Source organism: Streptomyces sp. NPDC087787, assembly GCF_044743035.1.
Classification (GTDB): Bacteria; Actinomycetota; Actinomycetes; order Streptomycetales; family Streptomycetaceae; genus Streptomyces.
Window position 1 is genome coordinate 102,331 of the sequence record NZ_JBIUVQ010000010.1, and the last position, 20,278, is coordinate 122,608.

Consider the following 20,278-nt stretch of genomic DNA (forward strand, 5'->3'; position numbering starts at 1 on the left):
CGCCCAGCCGCGCCGTTGCCCCGGCTTGACGCCGTTCCGCCGGGCGGCCGCCGTTCCGTCCTGCGGTCGCGGTGCCGCGTCGAGTCGGCGCGCTGATCTGCTGCCGTGCCGTCGCGCGGGTGCCTCACGGCGCCGCCGTCCCGCCGTGTTGGCGCTGTCCCGTGCTGCTGCTGCTGCTGCCGCTGCCGCTGCCGCTGCCGCTGCCGCTGCCGTGTCGCCGGATCGCCGTGTCGAGGCTGTGCTGCCGGTCCGCCGGTCCGCCGGTCCGCCGGTCCGCCGTGCCGTCGCGCGGTCGCGGTGCCGCGTCGAGTCGTCGCGCTGATCTGCTGCCGTGCCGTCGCGCGGGTGCCTCACGGCGCCGCACCTGGCGCTGTCCCGCGCCGCAGCCGTGCCGTGCTGTTGCTTCCCCGCGGTGCCGCCGGTCCGTCGTGCGGCCGTGGTGCCGCGTCGCGCGTCGAGTCGTCGCACCGACGTGCCGTCGCGCGGCTGTCTCGCGGCGACGGCGCGATGCCGCCGTTGTCCCGTGCCGCCTCCGTACCGTCGCCCCGGTCCGTGGGGCGGCGGTGGGCAGCCCGTGGTGGGTGGGCCGTCAGGCCGTCAGCGGTGCGGTCGCCAGCTCGCGGACGGTGGTCACGTCCATGCGTGTGGGCCCGCCCAGCACCGACGCGCCGCAGCTTTCCGGGCGCGGCGGCAGGGCGGCTCCCTGCGACACGGTCACGTGCCACCGGCGCCCGTCGGCGTGGGCGACGGTGACCTCCCAGCGCGGCGCCGATCCGTCGGTGCGTACGACGCTCAGCGCGTCCGCGCGGTACTCGCGCGCCGTCTCCCGCACCGCCAGTTCCGCGGCCTGCCCGGGCCGTTCCCAGGCCGTGCGGCCCCGGCAGCCTTCGAGGACCATCCGGCCCTCGCCCACACGGTGCAGGATCTCCTTGACGGCGTGGGCCTCGGCCCGGCCGTAGGCGTATCCGAACGGCAGCACGAGCACGGTCGGCGAGAAACGGTGGCCGCCGAGGTGCGTGACCTCCCAGACGTCCTGGACCCCGGAGGCGGCGAGTTCGGCCGCGAGGGGGCGGCCGAGCAGGGCGCAGCACTGGTCCCGCTTGCCGTTGGTGCACACCAGCGCGAGCGGATCACCTGTGTGCGGCCCGCCGTGGAGCGCGGCGTCGAAGGTGTGGTGGTCGCCCATGCCCAGCGCGGCGAAGTCGAGGGCCAGCAGGCGTTCCGGGTCGGCGGTCATGGCGCTGTGCAGCCATACGTTCCCGGGGACCGTATGGGCCGCGTACACATGCCGTACGGACTGGGTGCGGCGGTCGGCGTGCCGCCCCGGACGGCGGATGAGCGCGATCCGGACGCCGGTGCCCCGCGCCGCGCGATCCAGCGCACGTCCGAGCGCGGGGTCCAGGTGGCTCGAAGTGAGTGCCTTGGCACCCCAGGGGCCGGGCTGTTCCAGCAGCAGCCATGTCGTCGCCGTGGCCGCGGTGGCGGCCATCGGCTCGTCGAGCTGCCGGGAGGCGGTCGAGCACGTACTCACACAGGTGAGCCTAACCTGACTCGGACCGGATCCACGCCAGCCGTAGGGGTGATCTTCGCCGGGCGCTCGCGCAGCGCCCCGACGTGCGCACGGCTCGTATCCTTGGTCGGCATTCCATCCTCGTACGTGCGCAGGGCCGTGAGCCGGTGCACGCGTCGGCATGAGAGAGGTCGCGCGGTGAGTCAGCCGAGCCGGTACCCGAGTCCGAACCGCAGCGCGGAGCAGATCCCGGTCGTGGTGCTCGCCGGGTTTCTGGGCTCGGGCAAGACCACGCTCCTCAACCACCTGCTGCACCGCAGCGGCGGCAGCCGCATCGGCGCGATCGTCAACGACTTCGGCGCCGTCGAGATCGACGCCATGGCGGTCGCGGGAGCCCTCGGGGACTCCACCGTCTCCCTCGGCAACGGGTGCCTGTGCTGTGCGGTGGACGCCAGTGAACTCGACGTCTACCTCGACCGGTTGACGAGCCCGGCCGCCGGCATCGACGTCGTCGTCATCGAGGCCAGCGGGCTCGCCGAACCCCAGGAACTCGTCCGCATGGTGCTGGCTTCCGAGAACCCCCGGGTCGTCTACGGCGGGCTCGTCGAGGTCGTGGACGCCGCCGAGTTCGGCGACACCCGTGCGCGGCATCCCGAGATCGACCGGCATCTCGCGCTCGCCGACCTCGTCGTCGTCAACAAGACCGACCGGGCCGCCGACGGCGAGAAGGTGCTCGCACTCGTACGGTCCCTGGTCGACGGGGCCGCCGTCGTTCCGGCCTCGTACGGCAGGGTGGACCCGGAGTTCCTCTTCGACTGCCGGCCGAGCGAGGAGCGGGTCGGGCAGCTCTCCTTCGACGACCTGCACCCGTCCGGCGCGGACGAGGACGGCGACCACCACGCCGGGCATCTGCACGCCGGCTACGACAGTCTCTCCTTCGTCTCCGACGTGCCGCTCGATCCTCGCCGGCTGATGCGGTTCCTGGACAGCCGCCCCGACGGGCTCTACCGGATCAAGGGATACGTCGGCTTCGGCCGCCACGACGTGCGCAACCGCTACGCCGTGCACGCGGTCGGGCGTTTCCTGCGCTTCTACCCCGAGCCCTGGCCGGACGGCGACGACCCCCGTCTCACCCAGCTCGTGCTCATCGGCTCCGGCATCGACGCGGGCGCCCTCGGCAAGGAGCTGGAGGCGTGCGAGCAGGACACCCCGCACGCCGACGAGCACGGCATGTGGGGCGTCCTGCGCTACGTACGGGACCCCGAGGGACACGACCTCGAGGCCCCGGATCAAACGGACCCGGATCTGCCGGATCCGGACCTGTCCTGACCGGAACTGGACCCGACCCCGGCCCCGGGTAGGACGCACCCGGCACCGGCGGACCCCCCGGCCTAGTGCTGTGACCGGAAAGGTTTGCCGGAAAGCTCGCGGCGTCCGGTGCGGTGCATCGCAAGGCGGAGCATCGCCCGTGTACTGGATGTACTCGGGTGATGCGACAACGCGGCGAGGTGCCGTGCCGGGCGTCGCGAGCCGGTGAACCTTTCCGGTCGCAGCACTAGACGGGCCCCGCGACCACCGCCACCGTCTTCGGCAGCGACACGCCCGAGCCGTCGCGGCGCGGGTCGAGCTCCGGGAGTTCGGCCGGGCTGCCGTTCTTCTGTGCGGCCAGAGCCGGGGTGGGTCCCGCCCAGGCGAAGGCCAGGCAGTCCTCGCCCTTCAGGAACCGCTGGCAGCGCACGCCGCCGGTGGCGCGGCCCTTGCGCGGGTACTGGTCGATCGGTGTGACCTTGCCCGTCGTCTGCACGGAGTCGTCCAGCGAGCCGCGCGAGCCGGCGATGGTGAGGACGATCGCGTCCGCGGCCGGGTCGACGGCCGTGAACGAGATGACCTTGGCGCCCTCGGTGAGCTTGATGCCGGCCATGCCGCCGGCCGGGCGGCCCTGCGGGCGCACCTGGGAGGCCTGGTAGCGCAGGAGCTGGGCGTCGTCCGTGATGAAGACCAGGTCCTCCTCACCGGTGCGCAGCTCGACCGCGCCGACGATGCGGTCACCCTCCTTGAGCGTGATGACCTCCAACTCCTCCTTGTTGGAGGGGTAGTCGGGCACGACCCGCTTGACGACGCCCTGCTCGGTGCCGAGCGCCAGGCCCGGCGACGACTCGTCCAGGGTGGTCAGGCAGACCACGGTCTCGTCGTCCTCGAGCGAGACGAACTCCGCCAGCGGCGCTCCGCCCGCGAGGTTCGGAGCCGACGTCTGCTCCGGCAGCTGGGGCAGGTCGACGACGTTCACGCGGAGCAGACGGCCCGCCGACGTCACCACGCCCACCTCGCCCCGGGCGGTCGCCGGGACCGCCGAGACGATCACGTCGTGCTTCTGCCGCTTGCCGCCCGTGCCCTGCGCGAACGGTTCGCCGTTCGCCGTGCGGGCCATCAGACCCGTCGAGGACAGCAGGACGCGGCACGGGTCGTCCGCCACCTGCAACGGCACCACGGCGGCCGGAACGTTGCTCGCCTCCAGCAGCATGGTGCGCCGGGGAGTGCCGAACTTCTTGGCGACCGCGGCCAGTTCGGCCGAGACCAGCTTGCGCAGCTCCGCGTCGGACTCCAGGATCCGGGTCAGTTCCTCGATCTCCGCGACGAGCTTGTCCTTCTCCGCCTCCAGCTCGATGCGGTCGTACTTGGTCAGCCGGCGCAGCGGGGTGTCGAGGATGTACTGGGTCTGGACCTCGCTCAGCGAGAAGCGCCGCATCAGGCGCTCCTTGGCCTGCGCGGAGTTCTCGCTGGAGCGGATCAGACGGATGACCTCGTCGATGTCCACCAGCGCGGTGAGCAGGCCCTCCACCAGGTGCAGCCGGTCGCGCCGCTTGCGCCGGCGGTACTCGCTGCGGCGCCGTACGACGTCGAAGCGGTGGTCGAGGTAGACCTCCAGCAGCTCCTTCAGACCGAGCGTGAGGGGCTGGCCGTCGACCAGGGCGACGTTGTTGATGCCGAAGGACTCCTCCATCGGCGTCAGCTTGTAGAGCTGCTCAAGGACGGCCTCGGGCACGAAGCCGTTCTTGATCTCGATGACCAGGCGCAGTCCGTGCTCGCGGTCGGTGAGGTCCTTGACGTCGGCGATGCCCTGGATCTTCTTCGAGCCGACCAGGTCCTTGATCTTGGCGATCACCTTCTCCGGGCCCACGGCGAAGGGCAGCTCGGTGACGACCAGCCCCTTGCGGCGCGCCGTCACGGTCTCCACCGACACCGTCGCGCGGATCTTGAAGGTGCCGCGGCCGCTCTCGTAGGCGTCCCTGATCCCGGACAGGCCGACGATCCGGCCGCCGGTGGGCAGGTCAGGGCCCGGGACGTGGCGCATCAGGGCGTCCAGGTCCGCGTTCGGGTGGCGGATGAGGTGGCGGGCGGCCGCGATGACCTCGTTGAGGTTGTGCGGGGGCATGTTCGTGGCCATGCCGACGGCGATGCCGGAGGCGCCGTTCACCAGCAGGTTCGGGAAGGCGGCCGGCAGGGCCACCGGCTCCTGCTCCTGGCCGTCGTAGTTGGGGGCGAAGTCGACGGTGTCCTCGTCGATGGACTCCGTCATCAGGCTCGTGGCCTCGGCCATCCGGCACTCGGTGTACCGCATGGCGGCCGGAGGGTCGTCGTTGCCCAGCGAGCCGAAGTTGCCGTGGCCGTCGACGAGCGGGACACGCATCGAGAAGGGCTGGGTCAGGCGCACCAGGGCGTCGTAGATCGACGCGTCGCCGTGCGGGTGCAGCTTGCCCATGACCTCGCCGACGACGCGGGCGCACTTCACGTAGCCGCGGTCGGGGCGCAGCCCCATCTCGTTCATCTGGTAGACGATGCGGCGGTGCACCGGCTTGAGTCCGTCCCGGGCGTCCGGCAGCGCGCGGGAGTAGATGACCGAGTACGCGTACTCGAGGAAGGAGCCCTGCATCTCGTCGACGACGTCGATGTCGAGGATCCTCTCCTCGTACGAGTCGTCGGGCGGCGGGGTCTTCGTGCTGCGGCGGGCCATCGCTGCCGGCTCCTTGCTGAAGCGTGGACGGGATCTGACGCGGACCATTGTGGACCGCGCGGCTGACAACCCGGACCACGCCCCGTCCCCACAGGGCACGTTCCGCCCTCTCGTCCCGCCTCCGGGGACCTCCGCCGTCCCGTGACCGCTGGTGGCGGTGGTGCCTCTGGTGCCGGTGCGAACTGCGGGGACGTCCTGTTCCGCGGTGCCGCCGTGACGCACGGCTTTCCGTCTCGCTCTCGGCGTACGGACCGCGGGAACTTCGCCACGGGTCCGCACGCTTGCATACAGTGGCAGGACCGGCAGGAAAAGGGCGGTTCGCGAACCGCCATCGCGATCGAAGGGACGTACATGCCCATGGGTCACACGGCCGCAGCCGAGGCAGGCTCCGGCGGCCTGACAGCGACCGAGCACCGCCTGGCCAACGGCCTGCGCGTGGTGCTCTCCGAGGACCACCTGACCCCGGTCGCGGCGGTGTGCCTCTGGTACGACGTCGGCTCGCGCCACGAGGTCAAGGGACGCACCGGCCTGGCTCACCTTTTCGAGCACCTGATGTTCCAGGGCTCCGCCCAGGTCAAGGGCAACGGCCACTTCGAACTGGTGCAGGGCGCGGGCGGCTCGCTCAACGGCACCACCAGCTTCGAGCGCACCAACTACTTCGAGACCATGCCCACCCACCAGCTGGAGCTCGCCCTCTGGCTGGAGGCCGACCGCATGGGCTCGCTGCTCGCGGCGCTGGACGACGAGTCCATGGAGAACCAGCGGGACGTCGTCAAGAACGAGCGCCGCCAGCGCTACGACAACGTCCCCTACGGCACCGCCTTCGAGCGGCTGACCGCCCTCGCCTACCCGGAGGGCCACCCGTACCACCACACGCCGATCGGATCCATGGCGGACCTCGACGCGGCCACCCTGGAGGACGCGCGCGCGTTCTTCCGCACGTACTACGCCCCGAACAACGCCGTCCTGTCGGTCGTCGGTGACATCGACCCGGAGCAGACGCTCGCCTGGATCGAGAAGTACTTCGGCTCCATCGCGTCCCACGACGGCAAGCCCGAGCCCCGCGACGGCTCCCTGCCCGACGTCATCGGCGGGCAGCTGCGCGAGGTCGTCGAGGAGGAGGTCCCGGCCCGCGCACTGATGGCCGCCTACCGGCTCCCGCACGACGGCACGCGCGCGTGCGACGCGGCCGACCTGGCGCTCACCATCCTCGGCGGCGGCGAGTCCTCGCGGCTCTACAACCGGCTGGTGCGCCGCGACCGTACGGCTGTCGCGGCCGGTTTCGGCCTGCTGCGGCTGTCCGGCGCGCCCTCCCTCGGCTGGCTGGACGTCAAGACCTCCGGCGACGTCGAGGTCCCGGTCATCGAGTCGGCGATCGACGAGGAGCTCGCCCGGTTCGCCGAACAGGGTCCGACGGCCGAGGAGATGGAGCGCGCCCAGGCCCAGCTGGAGCGCGAGTGGCTGGACCGTCTCGGCACCGTCGCCGGCCGCGCCGACGAACTGTGCCGCTACGCCGTCCTGTTCGGCGACCCGCAGCTGGCCCTGACCGCCGTCGCCCGGGTCCTGGAGGTGACGCCCGAGGAGGTCCAGGAGGTCGCCAAGTCCCGCCTGCGTCCCGACAACCGCGCGGTGCTCGTCTACGAGCCGACCGCCGCCGCTGCGCAGGACGACGCCCAGGACGCGGACGCCGCGGCCACCGACGAGACCGAGGAGGCGGCGAAGTGACCGAGCTCGCCACGATGGAGTTCCACCCCCAGCCCCGGGCCGGCGCGGCCAGGCCGTGGGCGTTCCCCGCCCCCGAGCGCGGGACCCTGGACAACGGCCTGACGGTGTTGCGCTGTCACCGCCCCGGCCAGCAGGTCGTCGCCGTGGAGGTGCTGCTTGACGCGCCCCTGGAGGCGGAGCCGGCCGACCTGGACGGCGTGGCCACGATCATGGCGCGGGCCTTCTCCGAGGGCACCGACAAGCACTCCGCCGAGGAGTTCGCCGCCGAGCTGGAGCGCGCGGGCGCCACCCTCGACGCGCACGCCGACCACCCCGGCGTACGGCTGAGCCTGGAGGTCCCGGCCTCGCGTCTGGCCAAGGGGCTCGGCCTGCTGTCCGACGCCCTCAGGGCGCCCGCGTTCGCCGACTCCGAGGTCGAGCGGCTGGTGCGCAACCGGCTCGACGAGATCCCGCACGAGCTGGCCAACCCGGCCCGCCGCGCCGCCAAGGAGCTGTCCAAGGAGCTCTTCCCGGCCGACTCGCGCATGTCGCGTCCCCGCCAGGGCACCGAGGAGACGGTCGGCGCCATCGACTCGGCTGCCGTCCGCGCCTTCTACAACCGGCACGTGCGTCCGGCCACGGCCACCGCCGTGGTCGTCGGCGACCTCACCGGAGTCGACCTCGACGAGCTGCTGGGCCGGACCCTGGGCGCCTGGTCCGGCGCGCCCGCCAAGCCGCGGCCCGTGCCGCCGGTGACCGCCGACGACACCGGCCGCGTCGTCATCGTGGACCGGCCCGGCGCCGTCCAGACGCAGCTCCTCATCGGCCGCATCGGCCCCGACCGGCACGCCCGCGTGTGGCCCGCCCAGGTGCTCGGCACGTACTGCCTCGGCGGCACCCTCACCTCCCGCCTGGACCGCGTCCTGCGCGAGGAGAAGGGCTACACCTACGGCGTCCGGGCGTTCGGCCAGGTGATGCGCTCGGCCCCCGACGGGTCGGGCGCCGCGATGCTCGCCATCAGCGGCTCGGTCGACACCCCGAACACCGGCCCGGCCCTGGACGACCTGTTCACGGTGCTGCGCAAGCTCGCCGCCGAGGGCCTCACCGACGCCGAGCGTGACGTCGCCGTGCAGAACCTCGTCGGCGTGGCCCCGCTGAAGTACGAGACGGCCGCCGCCGTGGCGGGCACGCTGGCCGACCAGGTCGAGCAGCACCTGCCCGACGACTACCAGGCGACGCTCTATCAGCAGCTCGCCGCCACCGGCACGGTGGAGGCCACCGCGGCCGTCGTCAACGCCTTCCCGGTGGACCGTCTCGTGACGGTCCTCGTCGGTGACGCGGCGCAGATCAAGGAGCCCGTCGAGGCCCTGGGCGTCGGCCGGGTCACCGTCGTCGAGGCCGAGTAGGGGTACACCCGGCCGCCGCCGTGCGCGGCGACCGGCACACACGCGCGTGGGGCCCTGGTGACCGAAGCGTCACCAGGGCCCTGTGTTGTCCGAGTGTGGTCCGAATTGATGGGGAGAGCGCCTTTCGCCCTGTGGTATGCGCTACAAAACTTCTGATCCGTTTGGGAATTGAAAGCGGCCCCGCTTAGCGTCGGTCCGGCTGTTCGTCGGGCAGTGCGCCGCGTCCGCGGCACCGGACAGTCATCGCCGAGTCCCCGTACGGCGCGAGCCAGGGGAGCCGGGGACCCACCGTCCCTGGGGTGAATCGGACACCCGCGCGCGATGCGTAGGGGGCCGTAGGAGACCTTCCCGCTCCGAACCCGTCAGCTAACCCGGTAGGCGACACGGAAGGAAAGGACCCACGTCTCCATGGCGTTCACCCGCGCCGCCGGGAAGCACCGGCGGCCGAGCCGGATGCACCGCACCACCGCCCACGCTGCGGGCGTCGCGGCCCTGGCCACCACCGGTGCCATCGGCACCCTCGCCGCCCCGGCCCTCGCGGCGGAGGCTCCCGCCCCCGAGGACACCGGCCTCACCCCGGTCGTCACCATCGGCGACAGCGTCGCCGAGAAGATCGACGCCCAGGCCGTCGCCCAGCACCGGGCCGCCGCGCGCAAGGAGGCCGAGAAGGCCGCGCGCAAGAAGGCCGCCGAGCAGGCGGTGAAGGAGCGCGAGGCCAAGGCGCGCGCCGCCCGCGAGGCCGAGCGTGAGCGCCTCAACGCCTTCGTCACGCCGATCTCCGACTCCTACGTGTCGACCGGCTACCGGACCGGCGGCTCCCTGTGGTCCTCCGGCACCCACACCGGCGTCGACTTCCACGCCGCGAGCGGCGCCGGCGTCCACGCGGTCGGCAGCGGCACCGTCGTCGACGCCGGCTGGGGCGGGGCGTACGGGAACCAGATCGTGATCAGGATGGCCGACGGCATGTACACCCAGTACGGGCACCTGTCGTCCATCCAGGTCTCGGTGGGCCAGCACGTGATCCCCGGTCAGCGGATCGCCCTGTCCGGCGCGACCGGCAACGTCACCGGACCGCACCTCCACTTCGAGGCCCGTACGACCCCGGACTACGGCTCCGACGTCGACCCCGTGGCCTACCTCCGCAAGCACGGCGTCAACGTCTGACCCGCCGCCCGGCGCACCGTCCGGCCCTCCCGAGGCCCCTGCTCCCGAGCCGGGGCCTCCGGCGTTCCCCGGCGGCCGCCACCGGCACGCCGAAGCCGTGCCACCCGTCCGGGCGGCACGGCTTCGGCGCAGGACCGTTCCTGCCGGTCAGACCGTCTCGGGAAGCTCCTCGAGCCCCTCGGCGACCAGCTTGGCCAGCCGGTCGAGCGCGGCGTCCGCGCCGTCGGCGTCGGAGGCCAGGACGACCTCCTCGCCGCCCTCGGCGCCGAGGCCGAGCACGGCCAGCATGGAGGCCGCGTTGACGGGCGTCCCGTCGGCCTTGGCGATCGTCACCGGGATGCCTGCGGCCGTGGCGGCCCGGACGAAGATGGAAGCGGGGCGGGCGTGGAGACCCTCGGCCCAGCCGACGTTGACGCGGCGCTCAGCCATGTGTTGCTGCCCTTCAGGTGATCAGGGTTGTCTAGACCAGTTTTCCACACGTGGTGCGAGCACGGAGCGGGCGTGTGCGCCGCTCCGGGTGGCGCCGGACCGCGGCCTCGGTCCGATGTGTGTCCTCCACAGACTGCCTCGCGCCGCTGTGGGACGCGAGCCGTACGCTGGGCCCCATGCAGACCTCGCCGGACCGGCACGAGTACCCCGCCCACTGGGAGGCCGACGTGGTACTGCGCGACGGCGGCACCGCACGGATCCGCCCCATCACCGCCGATGACGCCGGCCGTCTGGTCAGCTTCTACGAGCAGGTGTCGGACGAGTCCAAGTACTACCGCTTCTTCGCGCCCTACCCGCGGCTCTCCGCGAAGGACGTCCACCGCTTCACGCACCACGACTTCGTGGATCGGGTGGGACTCGCGGCCACGGTCGGCGGCGAGTTCATCGCCACCGTACGCTACGACCGCATCGGCGCGGACGGCATGCCCGCCTCGGCGCCCTCCGACGAGGCCGAGGTCGCCTTCCTCGTACAGGACGCCCACCAGGGCCGGGGCGTCGCCTCCGCGCTCCTGGAGCACATCGCCGCCGTCGCCCGGGAGCGCGGCATCCGCCGATTCACCGCCGAGGTGCTGCCGGCCAACACCAAGATGATCAAGGTGTTCACGGACGCCGGGTACACCCAGAAGCGCAGTTTCGAGGACGGCGTCGTACACCTGGAGTTCGGCATCGAGCCCACCGACCGCTCGCTGGCCGTGCAGCACGCACGGGAGCAGCGGGCCGAGGCGCGGTCGGTACGGCGGCTCCTGGTGCCCGGCTCGGTCGCCGTCGTCGGAGTGGGCCGCACGCGCGGGGGCGTGGGCCGCGGCATCCTCGACCACATCCGCGACGCAGGGTTCACGGGGCGGCTCCACGCCGTGAACCGGGCCTTCGGCGAGGACCGCCGGGAGATCGACGGGGTGCCCGCCCACCGCTCGGTGCGCGACATCGACGGTCCCGTGGACCTCGCCGTCGTCGCCGTGCCGGCCGAACACGTCCCGGACGCCGTCGCCGAGTGCGGGGAGCACGGGGTGCAGGGGCTCGTCGTGATCTCCGCGGGCTACGCGGAGAGCGGCCCCGAGGGACGCGAGAGGCAGCGCGCGCTCGTGCGGCAGGCGCGCTCGTACGGCATGCGGATCATCGGGCCCAACACCTTCGGCATCATCAACACCTCGCCGGACGTCCGGCTCAACGCCTCCCTCGCCCCCGAGCTGCCCCGGCCCGGCCGCATCGGGCTTTTCGCCCAGTCCGGGGCCATCGGCATCGCGCTGCTGTCCCGGCTGCACCGGCGCGGCGGCGGGGTCACCGGGGTCACGGGCGTGTCGACCTTCGTGTCGGCCGGCAACAGGGCGGACGTCTCCGGCAACGACGTCATGCAGTTCTGGTACGACGACCCCGACACCGACGTCGCCCTGATGTACCTGGAGTCCATCGGCAACCCGCGCAAGTTCACCCGCCTGGCCCGGCGTACGGCGGCGGTGAAGCCGCTGGTCGTGGTGCAGAGCGCGGGCTCCGCCCCGCAGGGGCACGCGGTACGGGCGACGCGGCTGCCGCACGCGACGGTGTCCGCGCTGCTGCGGCAGGCCGGCGTGATCCGGGTCGACACCATCACCGAACTGGTCGACACCGGACTGCTGCTCGCCCGGCAGCCGCTGCCGCCGGGACCGCGGGTGGCGATCCTCGGCAACTCCGAGTCGCTGGGCGTGCTGACCTACGACCGCTGTCTCGCGGAGGGCCTGCGCCCCCAGCCGCCGCGCGACCTGACGACGGCGGCCTCGGCGGAGGACTTCCGGGTCGCGCTGTCCCGGGCGCTCACCGACGAGGCCACCGACGCGGTGGTCGTCACGCTGATACCGGCCGTGGGGGAGGAGGCCGCGGCGGACACGGCCCTGGCCGAGGCGCTGCGCTCGGCCGCCCAGGAGGTCCCCGGCAAGCCGGTCCTGGTCGTCCACGTCGAGTTCGGCGACCTGGCGGAAGCCCTCTCCGCCGCCACGAGCACGGCCCCGCCCCCCGGCCCGGGCCCCCAGCCCCCGGCGACCCCGCTGCTGCCGCCGCCCACGGCACCCGGGTCGGCCCAGGCTTCCCCGGGGGGCCCGGACCGCTCAGCGGGCGGGGCGTCCCCGTCGGGTCCGGTTCACCAGGCGGGCGCGGCCTCCCCGGCGGGCGGGGCGTCCGCGGTGGGTGCGGTCCCTCAGCCGGGTGCGGCCTTCCCGGCGGGCGCGGACCCTCAGCCGGGTGCGGCCTTCCCGGCGGGTGCGGATCCTCAGTCGGGCGGGGCGTCCGCGGCGGGTGCGGTCCCTCAGCCGGGTGCGGCCTTCCCGGCGGGCGTGGACCCTCAGCCGGGTGCGGCCTCCGCGGCGGGCGTGGACCCTCAGCCGGGCGGGGCGTCCCCGGCCGACTCGGGCCCTGAGCCCGGCGCGGCACCGCATGTCGGCCAGGGCCTCCGGCCGGGGGCGGGCCACCGGTCCGGCCCGGTCTTTTCGGCCGCCGACCCGAACCCAGAAACGGGCACCGGCCCGAAGGCCGTGCCGGGTTCGGACCGAATTCCCGGCGCGAGCGCGCGGCCCGGTTCCGGCCCCCGGCCACCGGCCCCCCACGCGCCCGAAGGGGCCGGGGGCACGGGCCCCGGGTCCGTGGCGCCGGCCGGTGCGAGCACCGGGCCGGCCCCCGCGGGGCCGCGGCTGATCACCGCCTATCCCGCAGCCGAGCGCGCCGTGCGGGCGCTCGCCGAAGCGGTCCGGTACGGGCAGTGGCGGCGGGAGGCGGCGGAGCCCGGCAGGGTGCCGGAGTACGAGGACATCGACGAGAAAGGCGCCGCCGCGTTCATCGGCGGGATGCTGGAGCGCGGGCAGGGCCTCACGCTCGGCACGGAGAAGACCTGCGAGCTGCTCGGCCGGTACGGCATCCACGTGCGCCGGGCCCTGCCCGCGCCCACCCCCGACGCCGCCGCCGAAGCCGCCCGCGCCCTCGGCTACCCCGTCGCCCTGAAGGCCACCGCCCCCCACCTGCGGCACCGCGCCGACCTCGGCGGCGTGCGCCTCGACCTCACCGACGAGGAGCAACTCCGCTGGTCCTACGCCGAGTTGACCGACCTCTTCGGCAAGCCCGAGGAGGTGCGGCCGGTGGTGCAGGCGATGGCACCCCGAGGCGTCGACACCGTCGTGCGCGCGGTCATCGACCCGGCGGCCGGCGCCGTGCTCTCCTTCGGGCTCGCCGGTGTCGCCTCCCAGCTGCTCGGCGACATGGCGCACCGGCTGATCCCGGTCACCGACCGCGAGGCCACCTCCCTGATCCGCTCCATCCGCACGGCGCCCCTGCTGTTCGGCTGGCGCGGCTCCGCCCCGGTCGACACCCCCGCCCTGCAGGAGCTGCTGCTGCGCGTGTCACGGCTGGTCCACGACCACCCGGAGGTCGTCGCCGTCACCCTGGAACCGGTCGTCGTCGCCCCGCGCGGGCTGACCGTCCTCGACGCCTCCGTGCGCCTGGCACCCCCGCCCGCCCGCGACGACCTGGGCCCGCGCACGCTCCCGGTGTACTGACCGGTGCTCCTCGCTCCGCGGCGGTGCCTCGCAGTCAGTGCGCCCCCGTAGGATGGACGGCATGGCCAAGACCAGTACGACGACCCAGGGGCTGCGTTCGGCGATCGAACGCAGCGGCTACTACCCGGCTCTCGTGGCCGAGGCGGTGGAGGCCGCCGTGGGCGGGGAGCCCATCCGGTCGTACCTGGTCCACCAGGAGACCACGTTCGACCAGAACGAGGTGCGGCGGCACGTGACGGTGCTCGTCCTCACCGGCAACCGCTTCATCGTCAGCCACACCGACGAGCAGGCCGCCGACAGCACCTCCCCGACGCCGTACGCCACCACGTCCACGGAGTCGGTCAAGCTCGACCGGATCTCGTCGGTCGTGGTCAGCCGCGTGGTCGCCAACCCCGAGCAGTACACGCCGGGCACGCTGCCGCGCGAGGTCGTGCTGACCATCGGCTGGGGCGCCGTGTCCCGGATCGACCTGGAGCCCGCCGCCTGCGGCGACCCCAACTGCGAGGCCGACCACGGCTACACGGGCAACTCGACGGCGGACGACCTCAGCCTGCGCGTCAGCGAGGCCGGCGACGGCCCCGAGACGGTCCGGCAGGCCCTCGCCTTCGCCCAGGCCATCTCCGAGGCCACCGCGGACCCGACCCGCTGATGACCCGCCCCTTCTTCCCCGACGACGCCACCGCCTGGGACCACCCCGAGCCGCTGGCCGTCGAGTCCGCCCCCGCCCCCGCGTACGGCACCGGCTCGCTCGCCGACCTGCTGCCCACGCTGGCCGCCGGCATGGGCGTTGAGCGGATGACGGCCGCGATCGACGAGCTGGCCCCCGTCGACCGAGCCTGCGTCTTTTTGATCGACGGCCTCGGCTGGGAGCAGCTGAAGGCACACCCCGCGGACGCGCCCTACCTGAACTCCCTGCTCGGCAGCTCTCGCGGCGGCACCGGCCGCCCGATCACCGCCGGATACCCGGCGACCACGGCGACCTCGCTCGCCTCCGTCGGCACCGGCCTGCCCCCGGGCGCGCACGGCCTGCCCGGCTACACCGTGCGCAACCCGGCCACCGGCGCGCTGATGAACCAGCTCCGCTGGCAGCCGTACTCCGATCCGCGGGCCTGGCAGCCCCACCCCACGGTCTTCCAGCTCGCCCAGCAGGCGGGTGTGCACGCCGCCCAGGTGTCCTCCCCGACCTTCCAGAACACCCCGCTGACCAAGGTCGCACTCAGCGGCGGCACGTTCCTGGGACGGCTGACCGGGGAGGAGCGCATGGACGTCGCGGCCGAGCAGCTCGCCGCCGCCGACCGGGCTCTGGTCTACACGTACTACTCGGAACTCGACGGCGCAGGTCACCGCTACGGCGTCGACTCCGACACCTGGCGCGGACAGCTCATGCACGTCGACCGGCTGGTCCAGCGCCTGGCCGAGCAGCTCCCGCCGCGCAGCGCGCTCTACGTCACCGCCGACCACGGCATGGTCGACATCCCGTTCGACGAGCAGCACCGCATCGACTTCGACGAGGACTGGGAGCTGCGCGCGGGCGTCGCCCTGCTCGGCGGCGAGGGACGCGCACGGCACGTGTACGCGGTGCCGGGCGCCGAGGGCGACGTGCTCACCTGCTGGCGCGAGGTGCTCGGCGAGCAGTTCTGGGTCGCCTCCCGGGACGAGGCGATCGCGGCGGGCTGGTTCGGGCCGCGCGTCGACGAGCGGGTGTACGCGCGGATCGGCGATGTGATCGCCGCCGCGCACGACGACGTCCTGCTCATCGCCTCCGAGCAGGAGCCGAAGGAGTCGCTGATGGTGGGCAACCACGGTTCGATGACCCCTGCCGAGCAGCTGGTCCCCCTGCTGGAAGTACGCTCCTGAGGCCCCTCCCCGCCCACTCGCCGTACACCACCGTCCTCCCCACTCGCCGAAACTCGCCGAAAGGTGCCCAACTGCTCATGCCAGAGCTGGTGTTCTTCTCCGGAACCATGGACTGCGGGAAGTCGACACTGGCTCTCCAGATCGAGCACAACCGCTCCGCGCGCGGACTGGTGGGCATGATCTTCACCCGTGACGACCGGGCCGGCGAGGGCAAGCTGTCCTCACGCCTCGGTCTCGTGACGGACGCGGTGGAGGTCGAGGACGGCGTGGACCTGTACGCCTACATCGTCGACCACCTCTCGCAGGGCCGCCGCGCCGACTACGTGATCGCGGACGAGGCGCAGTTCCTCGCGCCCGAGCAGATCGACCAGCTCGCGCGCGTGGTCGACGACCTGGAGATGGACGTCTACGCCTTCGGCATCACGACGGACTTCCGCTCCAAGCTGTTCCCCGGCTCCCAGCGCCTGGTCGAACTGGCCGACCGCGTCGAGGTCCTCCAGGTCGAGGCCCTGTGCTGGTGCGGCGCCCGCGCCACCCACAACGCCCGTACCGTGGGCGGCGTCATGGTCGTCGAGGGCGCCCAGGTGTTCGTCGGCGACGTGACCCGTTCCATGGACGAGATCGGCTACGAGGTCCTGTGCCGCCGCCACCACCGCCGCCGCATGACAGCCGCCTCGGCCCGGGCGGCGGCACTGTCCCCGGACGTGCTGCCGGTGACCGCGGACTGACCAGTTCCGGAGTGACGGCTGGGCGGGCTCAGCCGCCGAGGGTGAACGCCAGGCCGCCTTCGCGCAGTTCGCCCTCGGCCTTGGTGAGGCCGCCGCGGTGGGAGACCTCTACGGTGTAGAACTTCGAGCCCGGCGTGATGTCGTCGACCGTGAAGGGGAACTCACAGCCCTGCTCCGTCTTCTGGCCGAGGCCCAGGCTCCCCACGGCGACGAGGGTTCCGGCGGCGTCGGTGATGGTGACCTGGGTGCCGAAATCGATATCGGAGTAGCCGCCCGTTCCCGAGCACAGCTCGCCGGAGTCGAGACCCGCGCCGACCCCGGCGACGGTGAGTGTCCCATCGGTGCTGAACGGCGTCTTCGTATCCTCGGCCTGCTCGGCGATTGCGGAGGGGGAGCCGGTCGCGCCGGCTTCGGGCGCGTTGGTCTCGTCGCCACCGGCCAACGACACTCCCGCCCAGCACGCTCCCACCACGGCGGCCCCGAGGCCTGCGCCGATCGCGAGGACCGTGCTGCGCGACAGCCGCGACCAGCGGGAGGCGGGCGTAGCCGGCGGATGGTCGGGCATGGCAGGTATCGGCCCGGCGGACACGGAGGTCGCGTTGCCGGCCGCCCGCTGGGGCGCCTCCGGGGCGGTGGCCTGGGGAGGGGTGTGCGGCTGCTGCTCCGGGACGGACATCGCGGAACTTCCTCTCGGTACGCGGGTGCGAAAGACGGCGGTGTGGGGTGAGGGAGGTCGACGCGGGGCTCTGTCCCAGCCACGCCACTCCCTGGTCGGCGCTCGGAGGCAGGGCGGCCCGGTCTCAGCCGGGCCGCCCCCGGGTCCGCCGCGTCCCCCCACGAGCGCGGCGGCGTATGCGGAGGCCGGTCAGCCGACCTTGGTCCACTTCTGGCAGCCCTTGCTCTCGAAGTACTCGCCCTTGTTGACCGTCACGCGGCCCTGACCCTTGAGGTTTTCGTTGGCGATGATGGCGCCGAACTCCCCGGAGGCGTCCTTGGTGCGTGCCCAGTAGCAGTTCTTGATGAAGCTGCCCTCGTCGGGCCCGGCGGTCTTGTAGGTGCCGGCCTGCATGTCCTCGCCGACGAGGTACTGGCCCTCGCCCCCGACCGCGGTGGCCGGTCCGGGCTTCTTGGCCGGCTTCGGCGTGACCGTGACCTTCTGGGTGACCGTGACGGCCGGCTTCGGCTCGCCCCGCTCAGCGGCCGCGGTTTTGGTGACGGTGACGGCCGGGGCGGGAGCGGCGGAGTTGTCGGTGCTGCCGGAGTCCCCGCTGTTGCCGATGCCGGTGCCGACCATGAGCGCGACGAACGCGGTCGCGCCGTGGGTGAGCCATGCCTTGCGGCGCGACGGCTTCGGCGTCATCGGCTGCCCCATCGGCGCCTGTCGGCCGCCGGGCGGCGGGACCGGCGGCACGGCGCCCCAGCTCGGTGCACCGCCGGGGCCGGAGGGCTGCGGGCTGCTGTGCGGCATCGGGGGCGTGTGACTCATCGCGGTGGTCCTCCGGTCGGTGTCGTGGCACTTGGCCATCACAAGGTGCCTGCCGTTCCGGTGCGTGAGGCTTTAGATCTTTGATAACCCGTATTATCAGGCGAGTTGTGCCGTACCTTCTGAGCTACCTGTAGATTTCTGACCCGCCCGGCTGAAGAGGGGCGGACCGCGAGGCGCGGAGGCGATTACGTCGGCCTCAACGGCCCAAGGGGAGGGGGAACAGTCCGATGGCGATGCATACGGCTCCGAAGACGCCCCCCTTCATCCTGCCCGAAACGCCGGCCTGGCGGATCACATACGCCGAGATCGCCGCCCTCGCCCAGGTCAAGCGCCCGGTTCCCACCACCTGGGCCCGCCGCTACCCCGACTTCCCGGCTCCCGTCGCCCACGAGGACGGTCGCCCTCTGTTCGACGCCCGCGCCATCATCGACTGGCTCGCCTCGACCCGCCGCGGCAACACCGACCCCCGCCGACTCCGCGCCGAGGTCGCCCTGCACACCCTGGCCGCCTGGCGCACCCCGTCCCTGTCGGCGTCCGCCCTGATCGGCGCGCTGACCTCCCTGGTCTGCCTGCACCAGCAGCTCGACGCCCCCGTCGCCGACGGCAGCCCCTGGGACACGCTCCTGGAGAAGGCCGCCGATCTCGACCCCGAAGACCGCTTCCTCCTCTCCGAACTGCGGGCTCTGCCCGACCCGGACCGCACCGGCCCGGCCCTCGCCGAGCTCGCCGACGAACTCATCGAAGCCGCCTACAACCCCGCAGAGGCCTTCGACTGGATCCTCCAGGCCCGCCACCGCCTCGGCTCCCGCGACCTGGCCGCCGACCAGCCCACCCCGGCCGTGGTCCGTGCCCTCACCGCCCTCTCCGGCATCGACACTCTCGACGAGGGCTCGGTGATCGCCGTCCCACACGCACGCACCGGCGATCTTCTGGCCGCTCTCCACGACCACGCCGCCGAGGACTCCGGACACAGCTACCTCGCCGCCGACCCCGACCCGGTTCGCGTACGTCTCGTCCGCCGACGGATGCTGGTGCGCGGGGTGTACGAGTTCCGGCTCGACGTCGCCCACGGCGAGGAATTCTCCGCCGACGAGGAGGAATGGGGCTCCCCGGACCTCATCGTCTGCGCCCTGCCCTACGAGGCCGCCGAGACCCGCGACCCGAAGACCGTCCTGAACCGGGTCGCCGCCCTCTCCGACCACCTCGACACCGGTTCCACCGCCGTCGTCCTCGGCCCCGCCGACATCCTCACCGGCCCACTCGCCGCGCACGGCGACGCCGACCGCCTGCGCCGCTCCTTCCTGAAGCCCGGCCTGCTCAAGGCCGCGATCAGCCTCCCCGACGGCGCCTACGCCTACCGCCCCGGCTACCGCACAGCGGCCTGGATCCTGGCCCGCGTCCCCGAGGAGCAGCGCACCGGCCTCGTCCTCCTCGCCGACTACTCCGCCCAGCCGCTCACCGAGCCCGTCCTCGACACCCTTGCCGAGGACATCGCCATCTGGCGCGCCTCTCGCTGGACCCCCGACCAGCGCCACGAACCGCGCCATGCCGCCGTCGTCCTCGGTGCCGCCCTCGACGACCGTCCCGGTGCCCCCTTCACCCCGCAGCACCGCACACTCGCCTCCCGCCACACCCGCACGGTCGTCGAACGCCCAGCGATCATCGCCGACTTGGAGCGCCGCCTGAACGACCTCCACGAGCGCTCCCGCACCCACGAACTCCGGCTGAACGCCCAGGCCGAACCGCGCCCCGAGAACCAGCCGGTGCGCCGTACCACCGTCGCCCGGCTCCTGCGCACCCGCCGACTGCGCCGTCGCCCCGGTCACCGTTTCGCCCCCGAACACCTCACCCCCGAGGGCCACTATCCGGTCCTCACTCCCGAGGAAATCCTCGGTACGGCCCGCGTCGGCGGCCGTCGCATCGACCGGGGCATCCTCCTCACCGCCTACGAACACGCCCAGTTCACCGAACCCGGCGACCTCGTCGTCACCGCGCACCCGCATTTCGGCGTGCACGTCGACACGGAGGGCATCTCCCTGGTCGCCGCTCCGGCACGCATCCTGCGCGTCCACCCCGACGCCGACCCACCCGTACGGCCCCGGGTGCTTGCCGCGCTGCTGCGCGCGGCCGCCGCCGAGCACGCCCGCACCAGCGGCGCCGTGCGCGCCTCCCGCCGTATCGAGGACCTCGTCATCCCCGACCTGAGCCGCGCCGAGGCCGATCTCTACGAGACCGTCCTCGCCGAGATCGAGGGCCGGGCGGCGCTGCTGCGTGAGCAGACCGCCGCCCTCGACGACCTGACCCGTGTGATGGCGGCCGGCATGGCCGACGGCACGCTCACCATCCAGCACGTCCCGCACTCGCACCCGCACACCGGCACCGACGACGGTTGCGGCACCCACTGAAG

14 protein-coding genes and 1 riboswitch are annotated in these 20,278 nt (G+C 73.1%); of the genes, 9 read left to right on the plus strand and 5 right to left on the minus strand.

What is annotated here, in order from left to right; genetic code table 11:
* Window positions 1-589: 589 nt before the first annotated feature.
* Window positions 590-1,531 (minus strand): sucrase ferredoxin, encoded by a 942-nt coding sequence (locus ACIOWN_RS17815; RefSeq protein WP_401982693.1) that lies wholly within the window; start codon window positions 1,529-1,531, stop codon window positions 590-592.
* A gap of 177 nt (window positions 1,532-1,708) precedes the next feature.
* Between ACIOWN_RS17815 and ACIOWN_RS17820 the strand changes: the two genes are divergently transcribed.
* Window positions 1,709-2,839, plus strand: a complete 1,131-nt coding sequence (locus ACIOWN_RS17820) for a CobW family GTP-binding protein (RefSeq protein ID WP_401982695.1) — start codon at window positions 1,709-1,711, stop codon at window positions 2,837-2,839.
* A 226-nt stretch (window positions 2,840-3,065) separates the two neighbouring features.
* On the opposite strand, the gene ACIOWN_RS17825 is transcribed toward ACIOWN_RS17820, so the two are convergent.
* Complete coding sequence (locus tag ACIOWN_RS17825; protein WP_362354582.1) at window positions 3,066-5,522, minus strand: DNA topoisomerase IV subunit A; 2,457 nt, start codon at window positions 5,520-5,522, stop codon at window positions 3,066-3,068.
* Between the two features lie 351 nt (window positions 5,523-5,873).
* Between ACIOWN_RS17825 and ACIOWN_RS17830 the strand changes: the two genes are divergently transcribed.
* The 3 genes from ACIOWN_RS17830 (at window position 5,874) to ACIOWN_RS17840 (ending at window position 9,796) form a co-directional block, all read left to right on the plus strand.
* Window positions 5,874-7,247 (plus strand): M16 family metallopeptidase, encoded by a 1,374-nt coding sequence (locus ACIOWN_RS17830; protein ID WP_401982697.1) that lies wholly within the window; start codon window positions 5,874-5,876, stop codon window positions 7,245-7,247.
* Entirely contained in the window at window positions 7,244-8,632 is a 1,389-nt protein-coding gene (locus tag ACIOWN_RS17835; RefSeq protein ID WP_362354586.1) for a pitrilysin family protein, read from the plus strand. The genes ACIOWN_RS17830 and ACIOWN_RS17835 overlap by 4 nt, the downstream gene beginning before the upstream one ends.
* Before the next feature lie 234 nt (window positions 8,633-8,866).
* Window positions 8,867-9,028: riboswitch (cyclic di-AMP (ydaO/yuaA leader) on the plus strand.
* A gap of 12 nt (window positions 9,029-9,040) precedes the next feature.
* Window positions 9,041-9,796, plus strand: coding sequence for a M23 family metallopeptidase (locus tag ACIOWN_RS17840; protein ID WP_401982699.1), 756 nt, complete (start codon window positions 9,041-9,043; stop codon window positions 9,794-9,796).
* A gap of 147 nt (window positions 9,797-9,943) precedes the next feature.
* Here ACIOWN_RS17840 and ACIOWN_RS17845 read toward each other — a convergent pair whose 3' ends face one another.
* Window positions 9,944-10,225 carry an HPr family phosphocarrier protein gene (locus tag ACIOWN_RS17845; protein WP_100570667.1) on the minus strand — a complete coding sequence of 94 codons (282 nt, stop codon included), beginning with the start codon at window positions 10,223-10,225 and terminating at the stop codon, window positions 9,944-9,946.
* A 176-nt stretch (window positions 10,226-10,401) separates the two neighbouring features.
* Here ACIOWN_RS17845 and ACIOWN_RS17850 point away from each other — a divergent pair, with 176 nt between their 5' ends.
* From ACIOWN_RS17850 to ACIOWN_RS17865, 4 genes are all read left to right on the plus strand, one after another.
* Window positions 10,402-13,800 carry a GNAT family N-acetyltransferase gene (locus tag ACIOWN_RS17850; protein ID WP_401982700.1) on the plus strand — a complete coding sequence of 1,133 codons (3,399 nt, stop codon included), beginning with the start codon at window positions 10,402-10,404 and terminating at the stop codon, window positions 13,798-13,800.
* Window positions 13,801-13,852: 52 nt separating this feature from the next.
* Window positions 13,853-14,449 carry a DUF5998 family protein gene (locus ACIOWN_RS17855; protein ID WP_100570666.1) on the plus strand — a complete coding sequence of 199 codons (597 nt, stop codon included), beginning with the start codon at window positions 13,853-13,855 and terminating at the stop codon, window positions 14,447-14,449.
* A complete protein-coding gene (locus ACIOWN_RS17860) occupies window positions 14,449-15,657 on the plus strand; it encodes a nucleotide pyrophosphatase/phosphodiesterase family protein (protein ID WP_362354592.1) in 1,209 nt (402 codons plus the stop codon). The genes ACIOWN_RS17855 and ACIOWN_RS17860 overlap by 1 nt, the downstream gene beginning before the upstream one ends.
* Before the next feature lie 77 nt (window positions 15,658-15,734).
* Window positions 15,735-16,385: a thymidine kinase gene (locus ACIOWN_RS17865; protein ID WP_100570664.1), complete on the plus strand. Its 651-nt coding sequence runs from the start codon at window positions 15,735-15,737 to the stop codon at window positions 16,383-16,385.
* Window positions 16,386-16,413: 28 nt separating this feature from the next.
* Here the strand turns inward: ACIOWN_RS17865 and ACIOWN_RS17870 are convergent, their stop codons facing one another.
* Both ACIOWN_RS17870 and ACIOWN_RS17875 read right to left on the minus strand, forming a co-directional pair.
* On the minus strand, window positions 16,414-17,061 hold the full coding sequence (locus ACIOWN_RS17870) for a hypothetical protein (RefSeq protein ID WP_362354594.1): 648 nt from the start codon (window positions 17,059-17,061) through the stop codon (window positions 16,414-16,416).
* 189 nt (window positions 17,062-17,250) lie between these two features.
* Entirely contained in the window at window positions 17,251-17,871 is a 621-nt protein-coding gene (locus tag ACIOWN_RS17875; RefSeq protein WP_362354596.1) for a hypothetical protein, read from the minus strand.
* A 227-nt stretch (window positions 17,872-18,098) separates the two neighbouring features.
* On the opposite strand from ACIOWN_RS17875, the gene ACIOWN_RS17880 reads away from it, so the two are divergent.
* Complete coding sequence (locus ACIOWN_RS17880) at window positions 18,099-20,276, plus strand: hypothetical protein (RefSeq protein WP_362354598.1); 2,178 nt, start codon at window positions 18,099-18,101, stop codon at window positions 20,274-20,276.
* Window positions 20,277-20,278 lie beyond the last annotated feature (2 nt).

Excerpts from the sequence above, each read along its gene's own strand:
- ACIOWN_RS17825 (WP_362354582.1), bottom strand. The coding sequence starts at position 5,522 with ATGGCCCGCCGCAGCACGAAGACCCCGCCGCCCGACGACTCGTACGAG.
- ACIOWN_RS17830 (WP_401982697.1), top strand. The coding sequence starts at position 5,874 with ATGCCCATGGGTCACACGGCCGCAGCCGAGGCAGGCTCCGGCGGCCTG.
- ACIOWN_RS17840 (WP_401982699.1), top strand. The coding sequence starts at position 9,041 with ATGGCGTTCACCCGCGCCGCCGGGAAGCACCGGCGGCCGAGCCGGATG.
- ACIOWN_RS17845 (WP_100570667.1), bottom strand. The coding sequence starts at position 10,225 with ATGGCTGAGCGCCGCGTCAACGTCGGCTGGGCCGAGGGTCTCCACGCC.
- ACIOWN_RS17850 (WP_401982700.1), top strand. The coding sequence starts at position 10,402 with ATGCAGACCTCGCCGGACCGGCACGAGTACCCCGCCCACTGGGAGGCC.
- ACIOWN_RS17855 (WP_100570666.1), top strand. The coding sequence starts at position 13,853 with ATGGACGGCATGGCCAAGACCAGTACGACGACCCAGGGGCTGCGTTCG.
- ACIOWN_RS17860 (WP_362354592.1), top strand. The coding sequence starts at position 14,449 with ATGACCCGCCCCTTCTTCCCCGACGACGCCACCGCCTGGGACCACCCC.
- ACIOWN_RS17865 (WP_100570664.1), top strand. The coding sequence starts at position 15,735 with ATGCCAGAGCTGGTGTTCTTCTCCGGAACCATGGACTGCGGGAAGTCG.
- ACIOWN_RS17870 (WP_362354594.1), bottom strand. The coding sequence starts at position 17,061 with ATGTCCGTCCCGGAGCAGCAGCCGCACACCCCTCCCCAGGCCACCGCC.
- ACIOWN_RS17875 (WP_362354596.1), bottom strand. The coding sequence starts at position 17,871 with ATGAGTCACACGCCCCCGATGCCGCACAGCAGCCCGCAGCCCTCCGGC.
- ACIOWN_RS17880 (WP_362354598.1), top strand. The coding sequence starts at position 18,099 with ATGGCGATGCATACGGCTCCGAAGACGCCCCCCTTCATCCTGCCCGAA.